The sequence below is a fragment of the Neobacillus bataviensis genome, from assembly GCF_019969725.1.
Genome location: NZ_JAHXYW010000001.1, coordinates 534,130 through 557,395 on the forward strand (window position 1 = coordinate 534,130; position 23,266 = coordinate 557,395).

Sequence of the window (23,266 nt, forward strand, 5' to 3'; positions counted from 1 at the left end):
TACCTTTCCTATTAAGTTTTTGTGACTAATCTTCATCAGCAAACAAAATTACAGCATCTTTGTTATGTGAGGGACGAATAATAGCATTATCTTCCACCACCATACCTGGTGCGACAATCGCTCGCTCGATCACTACATTTTTTCCGACACGGGCGTTCGGCATGACAACAGAGTCCTGAATAATACTGCCTTTCTCCACTGTAACGCCTTGGAACAAAACTGAATGCTTAATCGTCCCTTCTACAATACAGCCCTCATTAATCAATGACTCCTCGATTTGAGCGGTTGGAGCAATATATTGAGGCGGCTGATTTGGATTCACAGAATAAATTCTCCAATTACGATCATAAAGATCCAGGTCCGTATCCTCTTTTAATAAGTCCATATTGGCTTCCCACAAGCTTCCTACCGTACCGACATCCTTCCAATAGCCTTGGAAAGGATAGGCCACGACCCTTTTCTTTTCTTCCAGTAATAAAGGAATGATATCTTTGCCAAAATCATTGCTTGATTCAGGATTTTTATCATCCATCTCTAAAAACATTCTTAAAACCGGCCATTTAAAGATGTAGATTCCCATCGATGCTAAATTGCTTTTTGGCTCTTTCGGTTTTTCCTCAAATTCAATAATTTCTAATTCCTCATTGGTATTCATAATTCCAAAGCGGCTGGCTTCTTCCCAGGCAACCTCAATAACGGAAATCGATACATCTGCTTCTTTTTCGATATGGTAATCAAGCATTTTGGAGTAATCCATTTTATAAATATGGTCGCCAGAAAGGATTAGAACGTATTCTGGATTGTATTGTTTTAAATAATTTAAATTTTGGTAAATGGCATTTGCCGTACCTTTATACCACCTGACGCCTGCCGTTTCCGAATAGGGAGGCAATACGGTAACCCCGCCATTAATTCTATCTAAATCCCAGGCACTGCCAATCCCGATATAGGAATGTAAAACCAGAGGCAGATATTGGGTCAATACACCTACTGTATCTATTCCTGAGTTTGTACAGTTGCTTAACGGAAAATCAATGATTCTATACTTGCCTCCAAATGAAACGGCCGGCTTGGCCTTATTTCTTGTCAATGCACTAAGACGGCTTCCCTGACCGCCTGCCAGTAACATTGCTACGCACTTTTTTTTCTGTACCATTATTTATTTTCCCCTTTCTTGTTTTCACTGGTCGTAAGATGGATATACCAAAAGGCGGGATGGTCATCTCCAGATGGCAAGGCTGATTATGAAACGGCTTTTCAATTGTCTTGATTTTCTTTTTATTAACCCTGCCGGAACCACCAAATACTACCGCATCACTATTTAAAATCTCATTGTAATAATTGTAGGAAGGAACTCCCACTTTATAGTTTTCATAAACAACCTCTGTAAAATTGCAAACCATAATAAGAATATTGTCTTCAATTTTCCCTTTTCTAATAAAGGAGAAAATACTTTGATCCTTATTGTCTGCATCAATCCACTCAAAGCCCTCATTATCATGGTCCAGTTCCCACAATGGTTTTGAACGTTTATACAGGTGCATCAATTCTTTAAAGTAATCATGGATGTAGCGGTGCATCTCGAATTCGTGTAATTCCCAATCTAAATCCTCTAAATCCTTCCATTCATCAAACTGACCGAACTCTCCGCCCATAAACAAGAGTTTTTTGCCAGGGTGTGTCATGAAATACCCAAACAATAAGCGAAGCTGGGCAAATTTCCGCCAATAATCACCCGGCATTTTATTTAAAAGGGATTTTTTGCCGTGAACCACCTCATCATGTGACAATGGCAGGACGAAGTTTTCTGAAAATGCATACAGGAGGGAGAAGGTGACTTTATCATGCAATTCCTTACGATTCTGGGGCTCTGCTGACATATATTTTAAAATATCGTTCATCCACCCCATATTCCATTTATAGTTAAAGCCTAAGCCGCCTTCATAGGCAGGTGAGGTTACTAGCGGCCAATCTGTCGAATCTTCCGCCATCATCAAAATGGCTGGATTGGCATTAAAGACAATCTCATTCAGCTTTCGCAGAAACGATACGGCAAATTCATTTTTTTGATACACGCCCCCGGCATGCCAGTACAGCATATTGGCAACTGCATCAATCCGAAAACCGTCAACGTGGTAGTATTTCATCCAGAATAAGGCGTTCGAAATCAAGAAGCTCCGCACTTCAGGTTTTCCCAAATCAAAATTGGCTGTTCCCCATATTTCATTCTCGCGTACGTATGTATCTTCATATTCATATACAGGCTGCCCATCAAACATATACAAACCATGGGCATCCCTGCCATAATGTCCTGGAACCCAATCAAGGATGACCCCTATACCACTTTGATGGCATTGGTCGATAAAATACATTAAATCATGCGGTGTACCAAAACGACTTGTCGGTGAATAATATCCGGTTCCTTGGTAGCCCCAGGAACGATCATAGGGATGTTCAATTATAGGCATGATTTCAACATGAGTAAATTTATGCTCAAGGACATATGGGATCAGATCCTCAGCCAGCTCTCGGTATGAATAAAACTCCCCATCGTCCTTTTTCTTCCAAGAACCTAAATGCACCTCGTAAATGGTAAGTGGTTCTTCATAGACACTTTTCTTTCGTTTATTTTTAAACCACTTTTGATCGTTCCAATCATATCCCTCAATGTTGTAAACGATTGATGCTGTGTGCGGCCTGAGCTCAGAATAAAATCCATAGGGATCTGCCTTTAGGATCGTATCTCCCTCAGCAGTTATTATTTGATACTTGTATATCTCGTGTTCCAGTAAACCTGGAATAAATAATGACCAAATTCCTTCTTCATTTAGTTTTGTCATACCATGCCGGCTTCCAACCCAATTATTAAAATCCCCAACCACGTTGACCTCGGCGGCATGGGGAGACCAGACAGAAAAACGAGTACCCTTAACTCCATTCTGTATTTCAAGATGCGCCCCAAAGACCTTGTAGCATTCATACAAACTTCCTTCGTGAAAAAGGTGGACATCATAATCTGTTGGATGTGTTAAGGTCACAATTCTCACCTCTATGCTGCTGAATTTTCCATCTCCATAATCAAACGCTCTAATTTGTAGCATGTTAAAAGAAGCTGCCCATTATTCTGGACAGCTTTGCAAAATCAAACGATTAAAATAAAATGGTTGATAAAAAAACCACAGTGGTTACGGTAATCATGCTAAGCAAGGTAGACAGCAAAACGACTTGAGCGGCATATTCTGGATGATTTCCATATTCTAGAGCAAATAAAGCACTATTTCTTGATGTTGGGAAGGAGCTGGCAATAAACAACGCCTGTGCTGTAGTTCCATCTAATTTTAAAAGAAAAATAATAAGTAATGCGATGGCCGGTGAAAGAATGAGACGGCCAAATAAACTTAGAAACAGCGGCAAAGAAAATTTGCTAATTTTTATATAGGCACTTTGAGCACCAAGCGTAACGAGTGCTACGGCCAGAAAAGCATCAGAAGTATTGCTGATTGGTGTCCATAGAAAATCGGGTAATTTTATATGAAGGGTGTGGAGAATCAATCCCAATAAAAAAGCATAAATAACTGGATTTTTTAAAAACTTCTTTATAGCTATAATTCCACTTTGATCAACGGAAACCGAATTTATCAGCCCATAGGTGTAGGTAAGTAAGTTCTGAAAAATCATGACCACAATTTGAATGGACGCACCCAATGGACTATGCTGGAAAACAAGCTGGCTTACTGGTAGCCCAAAGTTTCCAGAATTGTTAAGGACCACGCTATTTTTGAAGGTCGACGACAAGCCGTTTTCAAATTTGGCTGCTTTCGAAATCACTGCCGTAATAAGCATTAAACTACTGCATTGTATTAATAAAAAGCTCAATACATGGACAAGTGTTTTTCCGCCAACATTTGTTTGATAAATATTTACAAAACTAACACAAGGCATCAAAAAATAGTTATTTAATTTAGATAATGTATTCATATCAAACTGAAATTTTCGATGTAAAAATACTCCAGCCCCTATTAACGTAAAGACTGGTAAAATGACATTTATTAATATAAGAAAAAATACTTCCATAATATTCCCCTTCTGTTATTCCCCATTAATGAAATATAGTCCAAGAACCCTCAAGTGGAGAGCTCTTGGACTATGGCAAATTTGTTAAAAAGGAATAATGGTCAAAATTACAGCAACTAAAATCATAACTGCTGATGATGCGCAGGCCCATTTTAGGAATGAACGCTGCAGGTCTCCGAAATCTTTACCAACCATTCCCACCAATAAATACGTAGATGGAACTAACGGACTTAACAGGTGAACAGGCTGCCCTAGAAGAGAAGCTCGTCCAATTGCGGCTGGATCGATTCCATATACGCTCGCAGCTTTAGCAAGTAAAGGCAAAACTCCATAGTAGAAAGCATCATTGGACATAAAAAACGTAAATGGTGCACTAATGATAGCAGTAATAATGGCGATGTGTGGACCTAAAGCACTTGGGATATGAGAAATCATAATGTTGGCCATTCCATCCACCATTTTTGTCCCAGAAAGAATCCCTGTAAAAATCCCTGCTGCAAAAACCATTGAAACAACAGACAAAGCATTATCAGCGTAGTGCATGATTCGTTCTTTTTGTTCTTTTAAATTTGGATAATTGATCGTAATGGCAATGGCAAAGCCTATCATGAACAATACGGTTGATGGCAGTACCTCTTGAATAAGTGCAACTAACAATAGAATAGTAAGTAAATAGTTTACGATGATTAATTTTGGACGCTTTAAGTAGTCATCCGCTGTTGTAGCAGCTATTTCTGAAAGAGTGCTATAATCGATTTCTAGGACACCAATCCGTTTCTTTTCTTTTCGTCCAAGGAGGTATGCCATAAACAATACAAACAACACACCGCCAACCATACTTGGGATTACGGGAGTAAAAATATCGCCCATTTCAAGATGTAAGGCTGTCATCGCTCTTGCAGTTGGTCCGCCCCATGGAAGAAGGTTCATAACTCCTGATGATGATACAGCGATTCCAGCCAGTACCAATGGTTTCATTCCGATTCGCTTATACAAAGGAAGCATAGCAGAAATGGTAATCATATAAGTAGTTGTTCCATCACCATCAAGAGAGATTAATAGCGCAAGGACGGCTGTTCCTATTGCAATTTTTACCGGATCCCCTTTTACTAGTTTCAAGATTGTCGAAATGATAGGGTCAAATACCCCTGCATCGATCAATATCCCGAAAAAGAGAATCGCGAACAGGATCATGATTCCTGTCGGTGCCACGCTTTTAATCCCCTCAAGCGCCATTGGCCCCATTTCTTTTCCGAATCCGCCGATTAAGGCAAATACAACCGGTACCACCATTAAGGCGATCATCGCTGAAAGACGTTTTGTCATAATTAATACCATAAATACAATAATCATTAAAAATCCTAAAGTTGCTAACATCGTCTTCACCCCTTTTGTTTGTAAATTAATAATAATCAAAATTTTCTAGAGTGAAAACGTTTGCAAAATAAAGTTATTATTGTAAATAAAGATGTATTTTGTACATATTGTTCACGGATATAAGAAAATCGTAAGCGCCCGTTTAGCGCACGACAGGCCTGGAGCGCTCCAACTGAGATAAAGGAAACACGAAGAGCGTTAGCGCATTCGTGCTTGACTTATCGTAGGGCGGAGAGCGAAGGACACTAGTCGCTGGGCGCTGGAGCTGGACAATTCTCAAAGTCGAATTTTACATTTTTAAATAGGATAATATTTTCTTTCCGGTCTTCCGACGATTCCATAGACCACTTCCGCCTTGACTTCCTTTATGGATGACAGGTATTCCAAATAGCGGCGCGCTGTGATTCGGGAGGCTCCAATTTCATTTCCCACCTCTTCGGCAGAAAGGCCTTGGTTTTTAACCTGTAGAACGTTTTTCACCTTACTTAGTGTAATTTCATCAATTCCTTTTGGCAATCCAGCTTCCTTACCTAGCTTTTCAATTTCTTTATTTCCAAAAAGAAGGTCCACATATTTTTGGTTTATTTCCTGTTCTGAATTTAAAAGAGAGTGCTTTTTGATAAAATCGAGAATGACTTCGTCAAATCTTTCTCTGTTTACTGGTTTTATCAAATAGTTTTCGACTCCATAAGCCAACGCTTTTTCAATGAACGCTTTATCGGTTGCTGCTGTTATCATAATTATATTTACTTTTGGGAATTGCTCGCGGACAATGGGAAGCAAATCAGAGCCGAGCATGTCGGGCATGTACACATCCAATATTAATAAATCCGGTGCATTTTCCTCCAGTAATTGAAGCGTCTGACTGCCATTCAATGCTTTTCCAGCCACTTCAATTTCCTTAAATTTTTTTAAAAATTTTTCGTGGATATCAGCGATCCGAAAATCATCTTCTGCAATAACCGCTTTTATCTTATTCAACTTTTTGACTCCTCTCGTATTCCTTTGGAAGGTATACCGTAAAGACCGTCCCACTTTCAGGATTACTTTGAACTTCAATCATACCATTCATTTCAGTCACAGCCTCTTCTGCATTTGCAAGTCCAAATCCCCTAGGCTCAACTCCAGTCTTTGAAGTAAAGCCCCTATTAAATAGGAGTGGAATTTCTTTCTCACTAATTCCTTTTCCATTATCGGCAATCTCAAAAATGATATCACTTCCGATATCGGTCGTGAACAATTTTACGGTAGGAGATTCTTTACCGTAGACAGCTTCAAAGGCATTATCAATTAAGTTCCCCAGTATAATGATCAGGTTCGAAAGTTTAATATGGGCTGGTAATTCCTCTAAAAAGCTGTCAGCAACAATTTCAAAGTTTATTTTCTTTTCCGAAGCTTTTCCTAGTTTTCCTAATAGAATCGCCTGAACCTTGGTATCTCTAATATGGTTAAAAACAATAGAATTCTGAATCTGCAAACTTTGCGTTTCCGTTTGGATCATCTCGATTGCCTGTTCATATTCGCCGAGCTGAAGCAATCCCATTAACACATATAATTTATTGGTAAATTCATGTGTCTGGGCCCGTAAATCTTCCGAATAACTTTTTACTTCTGATATGGTATTGACCATTTGCTCAATCTCGGTTTTATCCCGGAAAGAAGCTACGACTCCACTAATTCCCGTTTCATCAAAGAGCGGTGTGCAATTGACGATGACGGTTTTATTCTTCCAGACCATTTCTTTATCCTCTTGCGGATTTCCCGTTCTTAGTACCTCATATAGGTAGTCTGAAGGGAACAGCCCGTCCACCTGCAAATGGCGGACAGATCCGTTAATATGTAAAAGTCGTTTCGCTGGCTGATTCATCATCGTGATGAATCCATCTTTATTGATGGCCAGAATTCCTTCCTTAACACCATGTAGGACGGCGTTCTTTTCTTTATAAAGTGACGCTATCTCATAGGGTTCAAGACCCATTGTATCCTTACGGATGTTTCGCCCAAGGAGAATGCTGCCAATAAGCGAAATAATAAGGGCAAAAAGTGAAACAAGAAGCACCTTGGAAAGAGTGTTCATAATTTGCTGCCTTACATCCTGTAGTAGGAAACCTACAGAAACGATTCCGATTACCTCTCCCTTTTCGTTAAAGATAGGAGATTTCCCTCTAATCGAAGGTCCAAGTGACCCATTCGCTTTGGAGACATAATATTCTCCTTTGTTAAGGGCTCTTTCATTATCTCCACCCCTCATTTTCTTCCCAATCTTAGAGGTTATTGGATGTGAATATCTAATACCTTCTTTGTTTCCAATGACAACAAATTCCGCCCCCGTCTCTTTGCGGATCTTCTCTGCAATCGGCTGAATCGTTTTAGATGGATCGGATGTTTCGAATGCTGAAATAATGGGAGGGATAAATGAGACCGTTTTCGAGATTTCCAATGCCATCCGGCCCTTATTTTCCTCTATTTGTTTACTTTCCATATAGCTAAAGAATACGGTCAATAGCAGAATCAACAATAAACCCAACGATAGGACCAGCCCAAATATTTTTGTTTGTAATAATATTTTTTTTGTTTTCAGGCAGCACACCTCCTTTTGAATCTGCATGGATTATGTTTAAAAACCATTATATCCTTAATTGCTGGAAAATTGTTTGTAAATGTTTTCATTAATAAAAAAAACGGCAGCAAACGGCTACCGTAAAATCTTACCTTCATACAATGGACCTTGAACCACTTTTTTGAGTTGTTAATGAATGGTTTATCGTTTCTAATGATGCTTCTAACCGCTCTTTGGCTTCTGAATTTAATTCATAGCGGTTATTTCCTAATTTATTAATTTGATTGTCTAAAATAAATACCCCTTTTAAAATATTGGTTGCTCCCAAAGCAGCAAGTACAGGTTTTAGGGCATAATCAATCATTAATAAGTGACCAAAAGTGCCGCCGACCGCAATTGGTAAAACAGTCTTACCCTCAAGGCCGCTTTGCGGCAGGAGATCCAAATACGTTTTTAATACTCCTGTGAATGATGCTTTATAAACCGGTGTGAGAATTACGATAATATTTGAATCCTCAACCTTCAGATTCGCTTTTTTAATTTCTTCACTATCAAACTTCGCCAGAATTAAATCTTCTGCCGGCAAATGGCGGACATTTATGATTTCCGGAGTTGTCTGTACTCCATGGAAATAATTTAAAACATCATGTAATACACCATTTAATCTCGTTTCCTCTGATGGGCTTCCAGAAATAATTGTAACGTTACTCATTCGTTCGAACTCCCTTTCATAAATAATTTTTTAAATCCAAATTAAACTTAGTTCCGTTTTTGATTAATTAATTGAATCGACCCAAAATCGCTATGAGGATGATTAAGTGAATGGAATCTTTTATATTCGTCTTCAAGTTGCGTCAAGGATAATTCAAAAAGATGTTGATCATCTTTCTTATAGACATTAAAAGCAATGAGTTTGTCGATTAAATTTTTCCGCTTATTTTCCACAGCTTTTCGAAGAATCTCTCCCAACTCAATCACTCCTATATATAGACTTTAAATTCCATCCTTTATAAAAATGGCTGATACTAACATTTCAGTAATTTAGATTTAACAATTCTCTTGATGTTTCAAATAAATAATACGCCGCTTTTATAAGCGCAGATTCATCAAGAGTGAATGCGGGATGGTGCCATTCCTCGGTCCCATTTGTACCAAAAAAAGCAAATGTTCCTGGAATCTCTTGAAGATAGTAGGAGAAATCCTCACCAGCCATAGAGGGTTCCGGATCGATAATATACAACGACTGCTTTTCGGCAGATTTCTTGGCAACCTCTGTGACTGTCTTATGATTGCTAAGTGGCGGCGGTCCTGCAAACCAATCAATTTCCACTTCGTGTGAAAAAGCTCCGGCAATCGCTTCGACAATGTTGTAGAACCTCGACTTTACTTCTTCTCGGATATCCTGATCAAAGGTTCGAATTGTTCCCTCCAGTTTTACTTCCCCTGGAATGACGTTCCACGTACTGCCGCCGATTATCTTCGTCACACTCAGTACGGCACTATGAAGCGGGGACACATTTCGACTGACCACGGTCTGAAGAGCTGTAATAAGATGGCCGGCAGTGAGGATTGGGTCCTTTCCATTTTGCGGTATGGCGGCATGACTTCCTTTTCCATACAGAACAATTTGAAATCGATCTACTGCTGACATTAGTGGGCCTTCTTTTAGACCAATGGTGCCAACAGGCAGGTCTGGTTTATTGTGCAGGCCAATAATCGCCTCAACTCCATCAAACTGTCCGTCATCTATTACCTGTTTAGCGCCTCCTCCTAATTCCTCTGCTGGTTGAAAGATCAAGCGTATGGTTCCATTTAGCTCAGACTGATGTCTTTTTAAAAGACGAGCCGCACCGATAAGTGCCGCTGTATGAAAGTCATGACCGCAAGCATGCATGACCCCTTTATTTTTTGAAGCATATGGCAGGTTCGTTTTTTCCTCAATTGGAAGTGCATCAATATCCGCACGTACCGCCACAATCGGACCAGGTTTCCCTCCTTTTATGTCAGCAAACACACCTGTTTTCAACTCCGTTCTCCGGAGCGGGATGTCTAGTTCTAAAAGCCATTTTTCAATGGACTCCGTTGTTTCAAATTCTTGTTTCGATAATTCCGGGTATTGATGCAAATGACGACGAATCGATATCAAGTACCGCTCAAATTCCTCCTGATTCATAACAAAAATTCCTATCCTATAAATCAAATCGATAGCATTTTACTAAAATATCATTGTTCATAAATTCTTTCGTTCGATCACGCTTAAACCCTAGCCATTCATACAATCGAACCGCTTTTTGCATTTTATCACCGGTGTGCAAATACAATTTATCGGCTCCCTGCGACTTTGCAAAATCTAGACTCGCTTTCAGTAATTCCTGGGCGATGCCGCGCCCCCGCGCCTCTGGATGAACAGCCAATAAGCGAACGATCGGGGAAAAAATTTGTAATTCCGGTCTTTGATAGGCCTTTTCTGATGACAGAAATAACTGTAACGTACCGAGTATTTTGTCATCGCTTTTCGCAATCAAAATCTTTTCCACGTCAGGATTGTCTACAGATCCCTTAATATTTGTTAAATAGGCCTCCCAAACTTGAGGATTTGCATAAGCATCCTCATACTGCTGATAGCTCCCCACTAATAAGTTACGAACTTTTTCTTTTTCATCTTCCACTAATTCTTCTATAATAATTTGGTTAATTGCCATAATCGACACCTTCTCCCAATTTAATTAGTATTTAATTCACCCGTTCTTTTAAAGGGGAAAAAAAAGAGTCACTAGAAATGCGCTGCAAGAATCGACGGGTCCGTTCTTCCTTTGGAGCATGAAAAATTTCTAAGGGTGTACCTTCTTCTACAATCACTCCTCCATCCATAAACAAAACACGATCCGAAACTTCCCTTGCAAAACTCATTTCATGTGTGACCACGACCATCGTAATCCCTTCCTGTGCGATTGTCTTAATAACGTAAAGCACTTCGCCGACTAATTCAGGATCAAGAGCAGACGTAGGCTCATCAAACAGAATGACTTTAGGATTTAGCGCCAGCGCCCTCGCGATTCCTACCCGCTGTTGCTGACCGCCTGATAATTGGGATGGATAGTGATGTAATTTATCTTTAAGACCTACTTTTTCCAGCACCAGTTCGCTTCTGTATCGGGCATCCTTTTTCTTCACTCTTTTCGCGACGATCAGCCCTTCCATTACATTTTGCAACACCGTCTTATGGGCAAATAAATTATAGTGTTGAAAAACCATCGCCGATTGTTTTCTAATAGACAACATCTCCTTTTTCGTTGCCTTTTCGGTATTGACTTGTATATTTCCAATTTGAACCATGCCTCCATCAGGCTTCTCCAAAAAATTTAAGCATCTAAGCAGCGTCGTTTTTCCCGAACCACTTGGACCAAGAATCGTTACCACCTCGCCTTTTTCGATCCTCAAGTTAATCCCTTTTAACACATCCGTTTTATTGAATGATTTTTTTATTCCATTTAAATTAATCATGATACGCCTCCTCGACTATACGATGTCACCCTTTTTTCAAGTAAAAAAGAAATTCCCTCTACCATAACCGTAAGTCCCCAATAGATGATTCCTGCCGCGATAAAAGCCTCTAAAAATTTCAGATTCGTAGAAGCAACGATATTGGCGGCACCCGTCAATTCTTTCTCTGAAACGAGAAACGCAATAGAGGATGTGTGTAAAAAACCGACAACTAGATTAGTAAAATTGGGAATAGACTGCGCCAAAGCCTGTGGAAGAACGATTCGGAACATCGCTTGAAACTTTGTCATCCCCACAGAGTAAGCAGCTTCCAATTGACCAGTCGAAACACTAATGATTCCTGAGCGGATAATTTCAGATAAATAGGCACCTGCGGCTAACGACAAGGCAATCAAAACAAATAAAATAATCGGTATTTTGTTTGTTTGAATGTTTAAATCAAATTTGGATGACACCTGATCAATAAATAATGGGATTCCATAATAAATGACCATAATGTGCATGATGATTGGCGTACCTCTAAAAAAAGAAACATATCCATTCGCTGCCTGATGCAGGAACCTTATTTTATATATCCTGACTTGTGCCACGGCCAATCCGATTAAAAAACCGACCGCCAAGGGAACAAGGGTTAATATTAGCGTAATGGGAATAGACTTAATGATTTCTTTAAAAGCGGTCCAGATAAAAGGAATATCGATCGTCATGTATATCCCTCCTTTTTAGGCAGCTGCTGATAGATCAGCTTTCTGATAACGATTGAAATATTTTTCCATTTTTTTAAATACCTTTTCAAACAATAGAACAACAGAATAATAGATAATCGAAAGAGATATATACACTTCCAGCGCATGGGCGGTTGCTGAAATCAACGTATCTCCTCTCCCCATCATATCCATCACACCAATCGTGAACGCGAGTGAAGTATCCTTTAATGAACCGATAACGGAGTTAGCCACATTAGGAAAGGCAATCCGAAGTGCCTGTGGCAAAACGATTCGAAAAAAGTTCTGAGTGCCGGTCATTCCTACTGAATAGGCCGCTTCCGTTTGCCCTTTATCAACCGCACGTATGGCTCCTCGAAAAATTTCTGAAAATCCAGCTCCATTACTAATCGCATAAGTAATGATTACGAAATAAATAGCCTCCAGTTTTGAAATATCAATATTGATAATCTGAAGGACGGCAGGTAACCCATAAAATACAAGGAATAATTGGATTAGAATTGGTGTCCCGCGTATAAAAGAAACATATAAAATGACCAATTGATTTAAGATAGGTATTTTAAACAGCCTCGGTATAGCGGCTGCTACACCGAGGATAAGTCCTAGAAAAATTGATGCTGCTAAAATCTGAAGAGTTACCCCTAGATAATGAAATAATGTCGGTATAAATTCGATAATTAATGAAGGATCAAATGCTTTCCCCATTTATTAACCACCTCCAAACACTAACTTCCAACTTGTTAAAAGTTGACTGTGTAGTCAGCTCCCAGCCATTTTTTACTCAATTCACTGACTACGCCTTCTTTTTTAAGCTCAACGATTGCTTCGTCGATTCTCTTTTGCAGTGGTGTTTCATCCTTTCTAAGAAGGAAAAAAACTTTTGAATTCAAGAGCGGTTCACCGACCACTTTTTGCTGGGCATCCACAGACTTATTAAGGAAATCTACAGAGAATGGTGTTGTAATCGTGGCATCTGCCCGGCCAGTTTTAAGTTGGTTAATCGTTGAATCTGGCCCATTACCTGCATAGACAATCTCAATTCTAGCGTTATTTTCCTTGTTATACTTTTCTAAGAAAACAGCGGAGTTACTGGTTGCACTTACGATCGCTTTTTTCCCTTTTAAATCTTTAATCGAGTGAATATCATTATTATTTTTATTGACCGTTACATGTAGTGGAAAAATATTATAAGGTTCGTTATTAAAAAGAAACTTCTTTTGTCGTTCTTCATTCACTTCCATTTGGTGGGCGATAAAATCAATTTTATTTGTTTCTAAGCTAATTAAAAGATTAGAGAACTCCATTGTTTTGAATTCAAACTGATATTCTGGCAGCTTTTCATCAATCTTCCGAACTAATTCCACATCATAACCGGTTAATTTTCCATTCTTATCAATAAAGCAGACATTCGGAAACTGCGTGCCTGTGCCGACTATAATTTTTTGAACCTTTGTTTCACCTTTAGTTGTTTCGGAGCTTGCCTTGGAAGTGTGATTTGTTTCTTGTGAAGAGCATGCACCGAGCGCTAGAGTTAGCAGTACCGTTATTAAAATCGTTAATTTTTTCTTCATATCACTTGCACCTACCCTTTATATTTGCATTAATTTCTATTTGTTTAGTCGGAATTATTTCAATATTTTATGATTAAATTTTTCTAGCACTTTCTCGATATGTTCGATTCCTACTTGTGTGACTCCCTCATATACCTCATCTTTGCCAATTTCAACCACTGGAACATGACGGACACCATACTTGACTTCCAAAACATCTCTGCGATCATCATGGTGGGTAACATCTATTGTTTCGTATTTAATTCCCTTGTCTTCTAAATATTGTTTTACCTCTCCGTAATAGTGGCACCCTTCTTTTGCCCAAACCACAACAGTTAATTCTTTTCCCATTTTATATTCCTCCTATAATTTTCATATATTTTTAATAAAATAGGCTCCCTATTAAAGATAGATCATCTTTTAATAGAGAGCCTCTAGTTGACTAGCCGGCAGATATTCTGATTGTAATAACTATTTTTATTTAGTTTTATCATTGTGTAATCACCTTTTTTGTATAAAGGTTTTCCGGAAAAGGAATTCCTAGGTTTGCGCGTAATGTGTCAGCTTCGTATTCGGTTCTAAATAGTCCGCGTTTTTGCAAAATCGGCACTACATGATCCACAAAATCGTTCAATCCATTTGGAACTGCTGAACCAATAATAAATCCATCAGCACCTTCTTTTTCAAACCATTCCTGAATGAGGTCCGCCACTTTTTCCGGAGTTCCAAAAAATGCAGGTTTTGGTGTTGTTTCTCTTAAAGCTACTTGGCGGAGCGTTAAATTATGTTCCTTAGCTTGTTTTTTTATTCGATTAGTATGACTTTGGAAGCTATTTTGACCTAAGTCTCCCAGATCAGGGAACGGTTCATCAAGTGGATATTGTGAAAAATCGTGATGCTCAAAATATCGGCCCAAATAATCCAGCGCTTTATCAACTGAAACCAAATTAGCAATTTCCTGATATTTTCTTTCTGCCTCTTCCTCTGAATCCGCAATGATTGGTGCGATTCCTGGCAGGATGACGAGTTCCTCCGGATTACGTCCGTATGCTTTTGCTCTATTTTTGACATCCCGATAAAATTCTTGTGCCGCTGCTAATGTTGGATGGCCTGTAAAGATGGCATCTGCTTCTTTTGCTGCAAGGTCTTTACCTGCATCGGAGGAACCAGCTTGAAATATGACCGGTCTGCCTTGCTTTGATCTGCCGATATTAAGCGGGCCTTGCACGGAGAAAAATTCCCCTCTATGATTCAATTGATGTAATTTATCTTGATCAAAGAATACTCCAGTTTCTTTATCCCAGACAAATGCATCATCCTCCCAAGAATCCCAAAGTCCTTTGGCTACCTGCAAATATTCAGCTGCAATCCGGTATCTTTTGGCGTGATCAGGATGTTGTTCAATCGTTTTGCTAAAGTTAAGAGCCGTTTTTTCAAGTGGGGAGGTAACCACGTTCCATCCAGCCCGGCCCTGGCTGATATGGTCAAGCGACGAAAATTGCCTTGCAACATTGAACGGTTCACTATACGAGGTGGATAATGTACCCACGAGACCTATTCTCGAAGTGACCGCAGCAAGGGCAGACAAAATGGTAAGTGGTTCAAAACGATTTAAAAAGTGCGGAATAGACTTCTCGTTAATATGCAAACCATCTGCGATGAAGACTAAGTCAAATTTACCCTGTTCTGCTTTCTGTGCCTGATTGGTATAAAATTCCAAACTTACACTTGCATCTGGTTGAATATTGGGATGCCTCCATCCAGCAATATTTCCGCCAACACCATGAATAATTGCACCAAATTTTATTTGTTTTGGATTAGGCATTTAAGATCCTCCTTATTAACTCCGAGTTATTTTATAGGAATACTTCTATTGTTCTTGTGCTTTATCCTACCATTTAAAAATTGGAAATTCTATACTTTATCTGATAGAAAAATTTATTGTTTTCATTCGGAAATTCTATCAATCTAACTTACACCATGGCTAATATGCTGTTGAACAAAACGTTGGCACTCCTCTATAATTAGCTCCTTGTCATGGTCCAAAGATGCCACATGATAGGAATTTTCCAGAACAATCATTTCCTTTCCTGCAGACCCTATATGATTCATAATATAATCTGTATTTTCCGGCGGAACGACATGATCGACAGCGGACTTAACACCTAAAACTGGACATTTAATATCCGGAATTATTGCTGGTGTTATGTCCATTAAAGTTTGCAGTTGATGAATGGCTTTAATAGGTACTTTTTCGTAAGTGATTTCATTAGCATCTTTTGCCTTAATATCCGGATTTCCTTCATCAATAAATCTTGGAATGGCTTTTCCCCTTAAATGGTCATAAGACGGAAGCGTTAAAGCTGGATTAACCAAGATAATACCTTTTACATCCGGATATTTATAAGCAAGCCAAAGCGCCAGGGTCCCACCCATTGACTGGCCTAATACAAAAATGCTGCTGCAATGCTGGGCTAATTTTTGATATCCCTTTTCCAAAGATTCAAACCACTCTTCGTGTGTGCAATTCTCTAAATCATAATAATGGGTTCCATGCCCTTTTAATCTTTGTGCCAAAACCGAATACCCCAATTGTGCAAGTTTTTCGCCAACGTAATGCACACTTTGTGGAGTACCGACAAATCCATGTGAAATCAGAATCCCAACATTGCTTTCCTTATAAAAAAATTCTTCTGCCCCCTTAATAATAGGAAATCTTTCTTCCATCATTTTCACCCTCCTTTTACTTCAATCCGACTAAACACATTAACTAAGTTGGAATTAGAATAAGAAAAAGGAATTTTTTATTCGGTTATAAAGAAATAAATTGATTGTATTAAGATTCCACCGCAGTGGCTTCCGTTTCCCAAACTGTACTTGAAACCATTTCCTAGCTTGTTTCACAAGTTTTAATGAATCTACTTTATTTTTGGGCGTATTCTTTATTTGGCGTCTCCTTGATATCCTCTTCTGCTTGGTATAACGGGCTTAATAGCTGAAAGGATCGAATTCTTTCTTCATCTTTTTCAATCGGTGTATGTAAAATGAATTCATCCACCTGATAGTTTTTGTGAAGCTGATCTAAGATTTCTTTCACCAAAACAGGGGTTCCTATAATAATATCGGCTTCTTGCTCCGTGATTTCATATGGTTCACCCGCCTGCTTTCCGAACACTTCTGCTTGTTCAAGCGATTGTAATGTCACCGAGCGTCCGCTTTGCAGATGGACTTTTACAATTTTTCTATTGTCTACGAGCGCTTCTGCTTCAACATGGGTAGGAGCGGCAATAACCGCCAGTGAAATGATGAATTTTCCGTTAGGAAAACCTTGCCGATAGGCATTTGCCGCATTTCGAAGTATTCTATCATCACTATTGATAAATTTGGCAAAGACGAATGAGATTCCTAGACTTGCAGCAAGTTCTGCACTATTTACACTTGCACCAAGCAGAAAAATTTCAGGTTTTTCATGGGGAATGGGAGTTGCTTGGATTCCGGCAAGCGGGTGATCATCTTCGACAGAATTTTCAATTATTTTTTGCAATAACGAAATCTTTTCACTAAAGTCATGCACATTATTGACTGTCCCAAATTGTAAGGCTTTGGTTGACAATGGAAGCCCGCCTGGTGCTTTTCCTATGCCAAGGTCAACTCTTCCTGGAGCAAGTGTCGATAAGACATGAAAGTTTTCTGCAACTTTATATGGACTATAATGCTGCAGCATTACTCCACCTGAGCCAACTCGAATAGTGTTTGTTCTTGCCAATAGGTATGAAATCAATACTTCGGGTGAGGAACCTGCCACTTGGTCTGAATGATGATGCTCTGATACCCAAAACCGTGAATAGCCCCATTCTTCAGCTTTTTGCGCCAAGCATACGGTTTTCTGTAATGCATGAGAAGCGGTGGTTCCAGGAAATACTGGGCTCTGATCTAAAATACTTAGTTGATAACTCATTTAATTTCGCCTCCGTTTCTATTCCGATATTACCAATTGGAAAAGTATGTTTTATTTTAATTGTTGTTTATCCTATCACTGAAAATACTGAACTGGCAATACTTTTACTGATAGGAAAATATAGATTATTGATAAAAAAATTCTATCAAAAAAATTTTGTTTGTTTATTCTCTCTACAGTGGTATTATCTTTCCTCCTTGAGCATCATCTTTCAGAAATTCATTCAGTCTTTTTGTTAGACCGCCATGGCCAAAGCGAATAAATTTATGTTTATTTGGCTCGTGCATCTCATCTTTGACAAAATCTAAAAACGCCAAGAGCTGAATTCTTCGGCAATATATATTGTCAATTCCATAGTCATAAAACCACTGATCGATCGTATTGTATATCCCTCGATTGACTCCGTACTGTTGATTACACCAAATAAAAAATGGAAAATCCGGCAAGTTGAGAAACCTGCTGGCAGCTAAGGAACCTACAGTCTTTTTAAATGTTCTGACCGAATTTTTACTTTGAGGTTTCATAAACGTCAACTCCTTATTTACATATAACCAACAATATAAACCCGAATAGTCGGAATTATAGTTTTACTATTCCCTGTTTTAAAATTCGCGGGCTGTTTTATTTAATTGAGATTAATCCTATCACCCAGAAGATGGTAATGGCAATATGTTAACTGATAGAAAAAATCAATCAACAAATAGGAATAATTAATCACATTTGATGCTTTGCTTTTCAAATTCTTTAACAGATAAAAGAATATCATTCCATAGCTGTTGATTTTCGAAATTATTATTTAAGTAGGCGGCATAAATATGCTGATTCAAATAAATAAAATGTGAAACATCGATTTCGATTAGCTCCCCTTGCTCCAATTCTTTTTTTACGCATAGGTAAGGTAAAAATCCTATGCCATTTTTGCTTAGGATGATCGATTTTGCCACTTCAAGATGGTCCACTAAAAATTCAATATTGGGTTTTACATTAGCCACTTCAAATAATTTGTGAATCCGATTCCAGTCAAAAGCACCACACTCGAAAAATACCATCGGTTCCATGGCCAATTGCTGGATAGAAATATTTTTTAGAGAATGAAAGGAGTGATCCGGATAGACAACTAATCTGACGGAATTATTTAAGAGCTCATGCTTTTGAATTCCATGATGTGATATCTCCTTTAAAAAGGCGATATCGACCTGTTTCTGAAGAAGTTTTTCCAGCAATACTTCGTTTGGCGCTGAGATAAATTTAAATCGCAGCTCTGGATGGGATCTTTTCAAGAAAGGTAGGGCAAACGGAATAAAGTATTGTGAGGTAATAATATTTGCCCCTATGACAATTTCCTCTGGATTATCTTCGTTTTTCAATAGTTTCTTTCCTTGATTGTAGGTTTTTATGATTTGCTCTGCATATGGAATAAAGGCTTTTCCTTCTTCCGATAATGTCAAGCTTCTCCCCTTTCGTAAAAATAATTCGATGCCTAAATCCCGTTCCAATGTTTTAATTCTCGCAGTAACGGTTGGCTGAGATAAATAAAGAGCTTCTGCAGCTTTATGGATACTTTCTAAATGAACCACGTACATGAACGCTTCTAGATGATCGATATTCAATTCTTCCAACCCCTTTCCTGATTTAATTATTTACCGAAGCCAATAAAAAAGGCCCCTCAACACACGAAAATGTTGAAGAGCCTTTGGACGACCAATCGGCAGATATGATTAATTAATAAGTTTTCTAAATTTTACTCCAATTAATCCAATGTGTAAAGTAAGAATTTATAAAACATTCTATTATGGCACGCGATTAAGTTGGAACATATTGTTCATTAAAAAAATAAGTTTTCTGTAATATTATTAACTTAATAACTACAAAAATATTTCCTATCAAATAAATCTATCAATATCGGGGGGAGTTTTATGCTTAAGAAGGTTATCTCATCATTATTAACGTGCACATTCATCCTTGCTGGAAACTTTCCTATTTCAATTTTAGAGCCGGAAGAAGTGGAAGCTTCAACCTATAACAATTTAGCGCAGCGCCCATTTATGGGCTGGAGCAGCTGGAGTTCAATTCGCAAGAAGCCGACAGAGGAAAACATTAAAGCAGCTGCTGATATTATGGCAGCAAAATTTAAGTCGCACGGCTACGAATATGTCAATCTTGATGATTACTATCAGCTTGATTGGACGACAACCGTGGACAAGTATGGCAGATGGGCTGTCGACCCTAAGAAATTTCCAAATGGCATGAAGGCAGTTGGGGATTATATCCACAAAAAAGGATTAAAATTTGGTCTGTATGTCACTCTTGGCATTCCTAAAGGGGCGATTGATCAAAACACCCCAATTGAAGGAACACCCTACCACGCAAAAGATATCGTTGACCTGAGTAAAGGGCAAAAAGTAAGTTTTAATTTTGACAATATGTATGCGATCGATTACTCAAAACCAGGAGCGCAAGAATATATCGATTCTTGGGCAAGGCTGTTTGCTTCTTATGGAGTAGATTACCTTAAGATTGACGGAGTTCGCAACCAGGACATTCCTGATATTGAAGCATGGGCAAAAGCTTTGAAGAAAACAGGGAGACCGATTCATGTGGAGTTATCCAATAACTTGGATATCAACCATATTTCGACCTGGCAGCAGTTATCCAATGGCTGGCGGACTGATCACGATGTCGAGGCCTACGGCACACCAACAAACACCAATTGGAAAAAGGTGTCCAGAAGATTTAGTGATGTCGCAAATTGGCAGCCTCATGCTGGGCCAGGCGGTTGGAATGACTTGGATTCATTAAATGTGGCTAACGGAAGTAAGGATGGTTTAACAGAGGAAGAAAAACGTTCGTATGTTTCTCTCTGGGCCATTGCCGCATCCCATTTTGTGATTGGGAGCGACCTGTCAAAACTAGATGACTATGGAATCAGTCTGCTAACAAACGATGAAATTATTGGGGCGAACCAAAGTGGCATAACAGGGAAACGGTTATTCAAAACCGAAGATTTGCAAGTATTCTATCAGAAACTGCAAGATGGTTCATACAACATCGGGCTCTTTAATACTGGAACATCAACTCAACAGGTAACTGTTAATTGGTCAGATTTGGATATTGATGGACCAGCTTTGGTTCATGATATGTGGAGCCATCAAGATTTAGGAAAAAAGGACTCTGGATTCACAGCTAGTCTTGCCAGTCATGATTCCCGGATGATTCATGTAGTATCGGCTTCATCCCCTGCAGTTTCTCCTAATAGCGGGGAAATCGAGGTGGACCCGTCCAATGTTTCGTTGAACTGGGATGCCCAAGCCGGTGCAGACAGCTATCATGTTCTAGTAGCTGCAGATCCTATTTTTAAAAACATTGTATCTGATCAAACCATTTCTTCGCCGTCAATCGATTTAGCTGACTTGGAAACCGATACTCGCTATTACTGGAAAGTATCTTTTGTTTCAGAAGGAACCGAAAAACAGATTGGCATCTATTCCTTTCATACCAAAATGACAACAGCGCCTGATTCACCAGACTGGGTATTAGCCAATAGGAAAAATAAAGATTCTATTACACTTTCCTGGAATCCCACATTCGGGACGGCTTCTTATACAGTCTATCGAAAGGAAATTAACCGTTTAGGACTCAGCAGCAGTTACAAACCAATCGCATCGAATTTAACAAATCCGAACTATGTCGATAAGACTGCACCACAAAGGAAGGGCACACACTACTCGTATGTTGTTACAGCCAAAAATGCTATCGGCGTGAGTGAGAAGTCTCCTGAAGCTCAGACAGACAAACTATCATTTTCAACTTATCTTGCTGTTCTTCTAATAGGTTTTATTTTAGTAATTTCATTAACAATCATTGCAATTGTTATTAAAAAATATAAAACATCTGGACGAAGTAATTTTAGAAAACCGAAAAATTTTGGTCAAGAAGAGGTATGGGACTAACAATTTAAAGAAAAAAGAGTTCGGACCATTGTTCGAACTCTTTTTTTTATAAAACCAATACATACTGGATATGATTGGGCGAAATGGCTGTTACGGCATGAATATGATAGCCAATACTGAGTAATTGAGATAGAGTTTCAGAACAATTGAATCTCGGCGGCTCTGTCGGTGCATGAAAGCTTTTATATAGGCCAATAAATTGGTTATTTGCCGTGCAATGCAGCAATATGACATGTTTACCAGTCCACGCCTGACCTATTATGGGTTGGGGTTGGGTATCTCTATAGTTCATCAATAAAAACACCTTCATAGTTAGATAAACTATTTTATGAAGATATCCTTGTCTATGGTTCTGAAAAAACATAGAATGTTATTTTTTTTCATTTATAATCAGTTTGACTATGACCAAAATATCTATTGCATGACTTGTTCATTTATTAAATAGGACACGAATCGAATCAAGTGACTGATTTAAGATATCTTGCAGCTTCTTTAAAAATGATTGCCCCTCATCAGATTGCATAAATGTCGAGATTTTTTCTGAAGTAGCACTTAATTGTTCTTTTACTTGGTTCCAGTCAATATCCATGTCCTTAAGATCATTGAAGAAGTCTACTAGCATATCTAACTCTGAATCTGTTAATGTAATCCCTAGCTCTGTAGCAGCTTCTTCAATTAATGCACGCAAATCAGATTCTGTTTTCGGTTCATTCTTGGAAATTTCATCTTTGACTTTTCCCATGAGAGCAGCAGCATTATCCGCTCCTATAGAGTCACCGAGCTGTGCAGTTTTCACCATTTCTTCATTCGCCGCTTTTTTGACTTCTTCAGGAATTTCTTTATTGGTTGTCGCTTCATAAGCTTTCATAATTCCTGTTAATGCAGCTGTTCCTGATACAGAATATGGAGCGGAAACGTGAATGGTTGCATCCTTTACACCTGCTGTAATCAAGGCATTTGTATACATTTCATCCGTAACCCAAGTAATATTGTTCGTTTGAACCTTTAACCCGGAATCTTTAGCACCGATTGTTATACTTGCTGATGAAATGGCACGGTTACCAATTTGCGCCTTGGGAATAAACTCCCCTAAATATTCATGCTCTTCTTTATTGGATACAGTAATAATTTGTACGTAATCCGATACCTCTAACTCTGATAACATTTCATTTTTTTGCTGTTCTGTTAGGTTTTCTCCTAAAGTAACAATGACATCTCCTTCTGATGCGTCTGCAAAACAGATTGAAGGTACAGAGAATAGGATTATTATGACAAGAAACATTGCCTGTAATTTTGGTTTCAAAATAAAGACCTCCTTTTTACATGCAATTTTTCACATTAGAATGTTTGACGATAATTCGCATTTTTCAATACCTAAACATTCCACGTGGTTGCAGAAATGGAAAAATTGGCTTTGCATTATCTTAACATAGAGGTTTGAGATTGCATTAAAAGAATTGGTAACATTTATTCTAATAAAATTAAGATTCTTACATGGTAAATAATAATATTACAACCATAAGATTAAACCACAAAAATCTTAATAAATATGACTTTTGTTTTGCGAA

The 23,266-nt window shown here is 38.5% G+C and carries 23 protein-coding genes; 1 reads left to right on the forward strand and 22 read right to left on the reverse strand.

Going from position 1 to position 23,266, the window contains the following annotated elements; all coding sequences use genetic code 11:
* Window positions 1-25 precede the first annotated feature (25 nt).
* The 20 genes from LC455_RS02670 to LC455_RS02765 form a co-directional block, all read right to left on the reverse strand.
* The gene (locus LC455_RS02670) at window positions 26-1,156 is read right to left on the reverse strand and encodes a glucose-1-phosphate adenylyltransferase (RefSeq protein WP_223588006.1); all 1,131 of its coding nucleotides are present in this window, start codon (window positions 1,154-1,156) and stop codon (window positions 26-28) included.
* The gene (gene glgB / locus LC455_RS02675) at window positions 1,095-3,101 is read right to left on the reverse strand and encodes a 1,4-alpha-glucan branching enzyme (RefSeq protein WP_263297655.1); all 2,007 of its coding nucleotides are present in this window, start codon (window positions 3,099-3,101) and stop codon (window positions 1,095-1,097) included. The genes LC455_RS02670 and glgB overlap by 62 nt, the downstream gene beginning before the upstream one ends.
* 49 nt (window positions 3,102-3,150) lie before the next feature.
* A complete protein-coding gene (locus LC455_RS02680; RefSeq protein ID WP_223588007.1) occupies window positions 3,151-4,074 on the reverse strand; it encodes an AEC family transporter in 924 nt (307 codons plus the stop codon).
* Between the two features lie 84 nt (window positions 4,075-4,158).
* On the reverse strand, window positions 4,159-5,451 hold the full coding sequence (locus LC455_RS02685; RefSeq protein WP_263297656.1) for a CitMHS family transporter: 1,293 nt from the start codon (window positions 5,449-5,451) through the stop codon (window positions 4,159-4,161).
* Between the two features lie 297 nt (window positions 5,452-5,748).
* On the reverse strand, window positions 5,749-6,432 hold the full coding sequence (locus LC455_RS02690) for a response regulator (RefSeq protein ID WP_223588009.1): 684 nt from the start codon (window positions 6,430-6,432) through the stop codon (window positions 5,749-5,751).
* Window positions 6,425-8,059 (reverse strand): ATP-binding protein, encoded by a 1,635-nt coding sequence (locus LC455_RS02695; protein WP_223588010.1) that lies wholly within the window; start codon window positions 8,057-8,059, stop codon window positions 6,425-6,427. Before LC455_RS02695 ends, LC455_RS02690 begins: the two co-directional genes overlap by 8 nt.
* Before the next feature lie 106 nt (window positions 8,060-8,165).
* Window positions 8,166-8,723, reverse strand: coding sequence for an NADPH-dependent FMN reductase (gene ssuE / locus LC455_RS02700; protein WP_223588011.1), 558 nt, complete (start codon window positions 8,721-8,723; stop codon window positions 8,166-8,168).
* Window positions 8,724-8,770: 47 nt separating this feature from the next.
* Entirely contained in the window at window positions 8,771-8,989 is a 219-nt protein-coding gene (locus LC455_RS02705; protein WP_440446372.1) for a Fur-regulated basic protein FbpA, read from the reverse strand.
* A 55-nt stretch (window positions 8,990-9,044) separates the two neighbouring features.
* Window positions 9,045-10,184, reverse strand: a complete 1,140-nt coding sequence (locus tag LC455_RS02710; protein WP_223588013.1) for an amidohydrolase — start codon at window positions 10,182-10,184, stop codon at window positions 9,045-9,047.
* A 16-nt stretch (window positions 10,185-10,200) separates the two neighbouring features.
* Window positions 10,201-10,713, reverse strand: a complete 513-nt coding sequence (locus LC455_RS02715) for a GNAT family N-acetyltransferase (protein ID WP_223588014.1) — start codon at window positions 10,711-10,713, stop codon at window positions 10,201-10,203.
* A gap of 31 nt (window positions 10,714-10,744) precedes the next feature.
* Complete coding sequence (locus LC455_RS02720) at window positions 10,745-11,515, reverse strand: amino acid ABC transporter ATP-binding protein (protein ID WP_223588015.1); 771 nt, start codon at window positions 11,513-11,515, stop codon at window positions 10,745-10,747.
* The gene (locus LC455_RS02725; protein WP_223588016.1) at window positions 11,512-12,222 is read right to left on the reverse strand and encodes an amino acid ABC transporter permease; all 711 of its coding nucleotides are present in this window, start codon (window positions 12,220-12,222) and stop codon (window positions 11,512-11,514) included. Before LC455_RS02725 ends, LC455_RS02720 begins: the two co-directional genes overlap by 4 nt.
* 15 nt (window positions 12,223-12,237) lie before the next feature.
* Window positions 12,238-12,945, reverse strand: a complete 708-nt coding sequence (locus tag LC455_RS02730; RefSeq protein WP_223588017.1) for an amino acid ABC transporter permease — start codon at window positions 12,943-12,945, stop codon at window positions 12,238-12,240.
* 35 nt (window positions 12,946-12,980) lie between these two features.
* Complete coding sequence (locus LC455_RS02735; RefSeq protein WP_223588018.1) at window positions 12,981-13,811, reverse strand: transporter substrate-binding domain-containing protein; 831 nt, start codon at window positions 13,809-13,811, stop codon at window positions 12,981-12,983.
* Between the two features lie 54 nt (window positions 13,812-13,865).
* Window positions 13,866-14,141 carry a glutaredoxin family protein gene (locus LC455_RS02740; protein ID WP_223588019.1) on the reverse strand — a complete coding sequence of 92 codons (276 nt, stop codon included), beginning with the start codon at window positions 14,139-14,141 and terminating at the stop codon, window positions 13,866-13,868.
* 139 nt (window positions 14,142-14,280) lie between these two features.
* Window positions 14,281-15,615, reverse strand: coding sequence for an LLM class flavin-dependent oxidoreductase (locus LC455_RS02745; RefSeq protein WP_223588020.1), 1,335 nt, complete (start codon window positions 15,613-15,615; stop codon window positions 14,281-14,283).
* 143 nt (window positions 15,616-15,758) lie between these two features.
* Complete coding sequence (locus tag LC455_RS02750) at window positions 15,759-16,520, reverse strand: alpha/beta hydrolase (protein ID WP_317851393.1); 762 nt, start codon at window positions 16,518-16,520, stop codon at window positions 15,759-15,761.
* A 193-nt stretch (window positions 16,521-16,713) separates the two neighbouring features.
* Window positions 16,714-17,748 (reverse strand): LLM class flavin-dependent oxidoreductase, encoded by a 1,035-nt coding sequence (locus tag LC455_RS02755; protein WP_223588021.1) that lies wholly within the window; start codon window positions 17,746-17,748, stop codon window positions 16,714-16,716.
* Between the two features lie 173 nt (window positions 17,749-17,921).
* Window positions 17,922-18,272, reverse strand: coding sequence for a hypothetical protein (locus LC455_RS02760; RefSeq protein ID WP_223588022.1), 351 nt, complete (start codon window positions 18,270-18,272; stop codon window positions 17,922-17,924).
* 186 nt (window positions 18,273-18,458) lie between these two features.
* The gene (locus LC455_RS02765; RefSeq protein WP_223588023.1) at window positions 18,459-19,358 is read right to left on the reverse strand and encodes a LysR family transcriptional regulator; all 900 of its coding nucleotides are present in this window, start codon (window positions 19,356-19,358) and stop codon (window positions 18,459-18,461) included.
* 306 nt (window positions 19,359-19,664) lie between these two features.
* Between LC455_RS02765 and LC455_RS02770 the strand changes: the two genes are divergently transcribed.
* Window positions 19,665-21,698, forward strand: coding sequence for an alpha-galactosidase (locus LC455_RS02770; RefSeq protein WP_223588024.1), 2,034 nt, complete (start codon window positions 19,665-19,667; stop codon window positions 21,696-21,698).
* Between the two features lie 46 nt (window positions 21,699-21,744).
* Here the strand turns inward: LC455_RS02770 and LC455_RS02775 are convergent, their stop codons facing one another.
* Together LC455_RS02775 and LC455_RS02780 are read right to left on the reverse strand one after the other, a co-directional pair.
* Complete coding sequence (locus tag LC455_RS02775) at window positions 21,745-21,990, reverse strand: hypothetical protein (protein WP_223588025.1); 246 nt, start codon at window positions 21,988-21,990, stop codon at window positions 21,745-21,747.
* A 138-nt stretch (window positions 21,991-22,128) separates the two neighbouring features.
* A complete protein-coding gene (locus LC455_RS02780; protein ID WP_223588683.1) occupies window positions 22,129-22,980 on the reverse strand; it encodes a DUF1002 domain-containing protein in 852 nt (283 codons plus the stop codon).
* Between the last annotated feature and the right edge of the window lie 286 nt (window positions 22,981-23,266).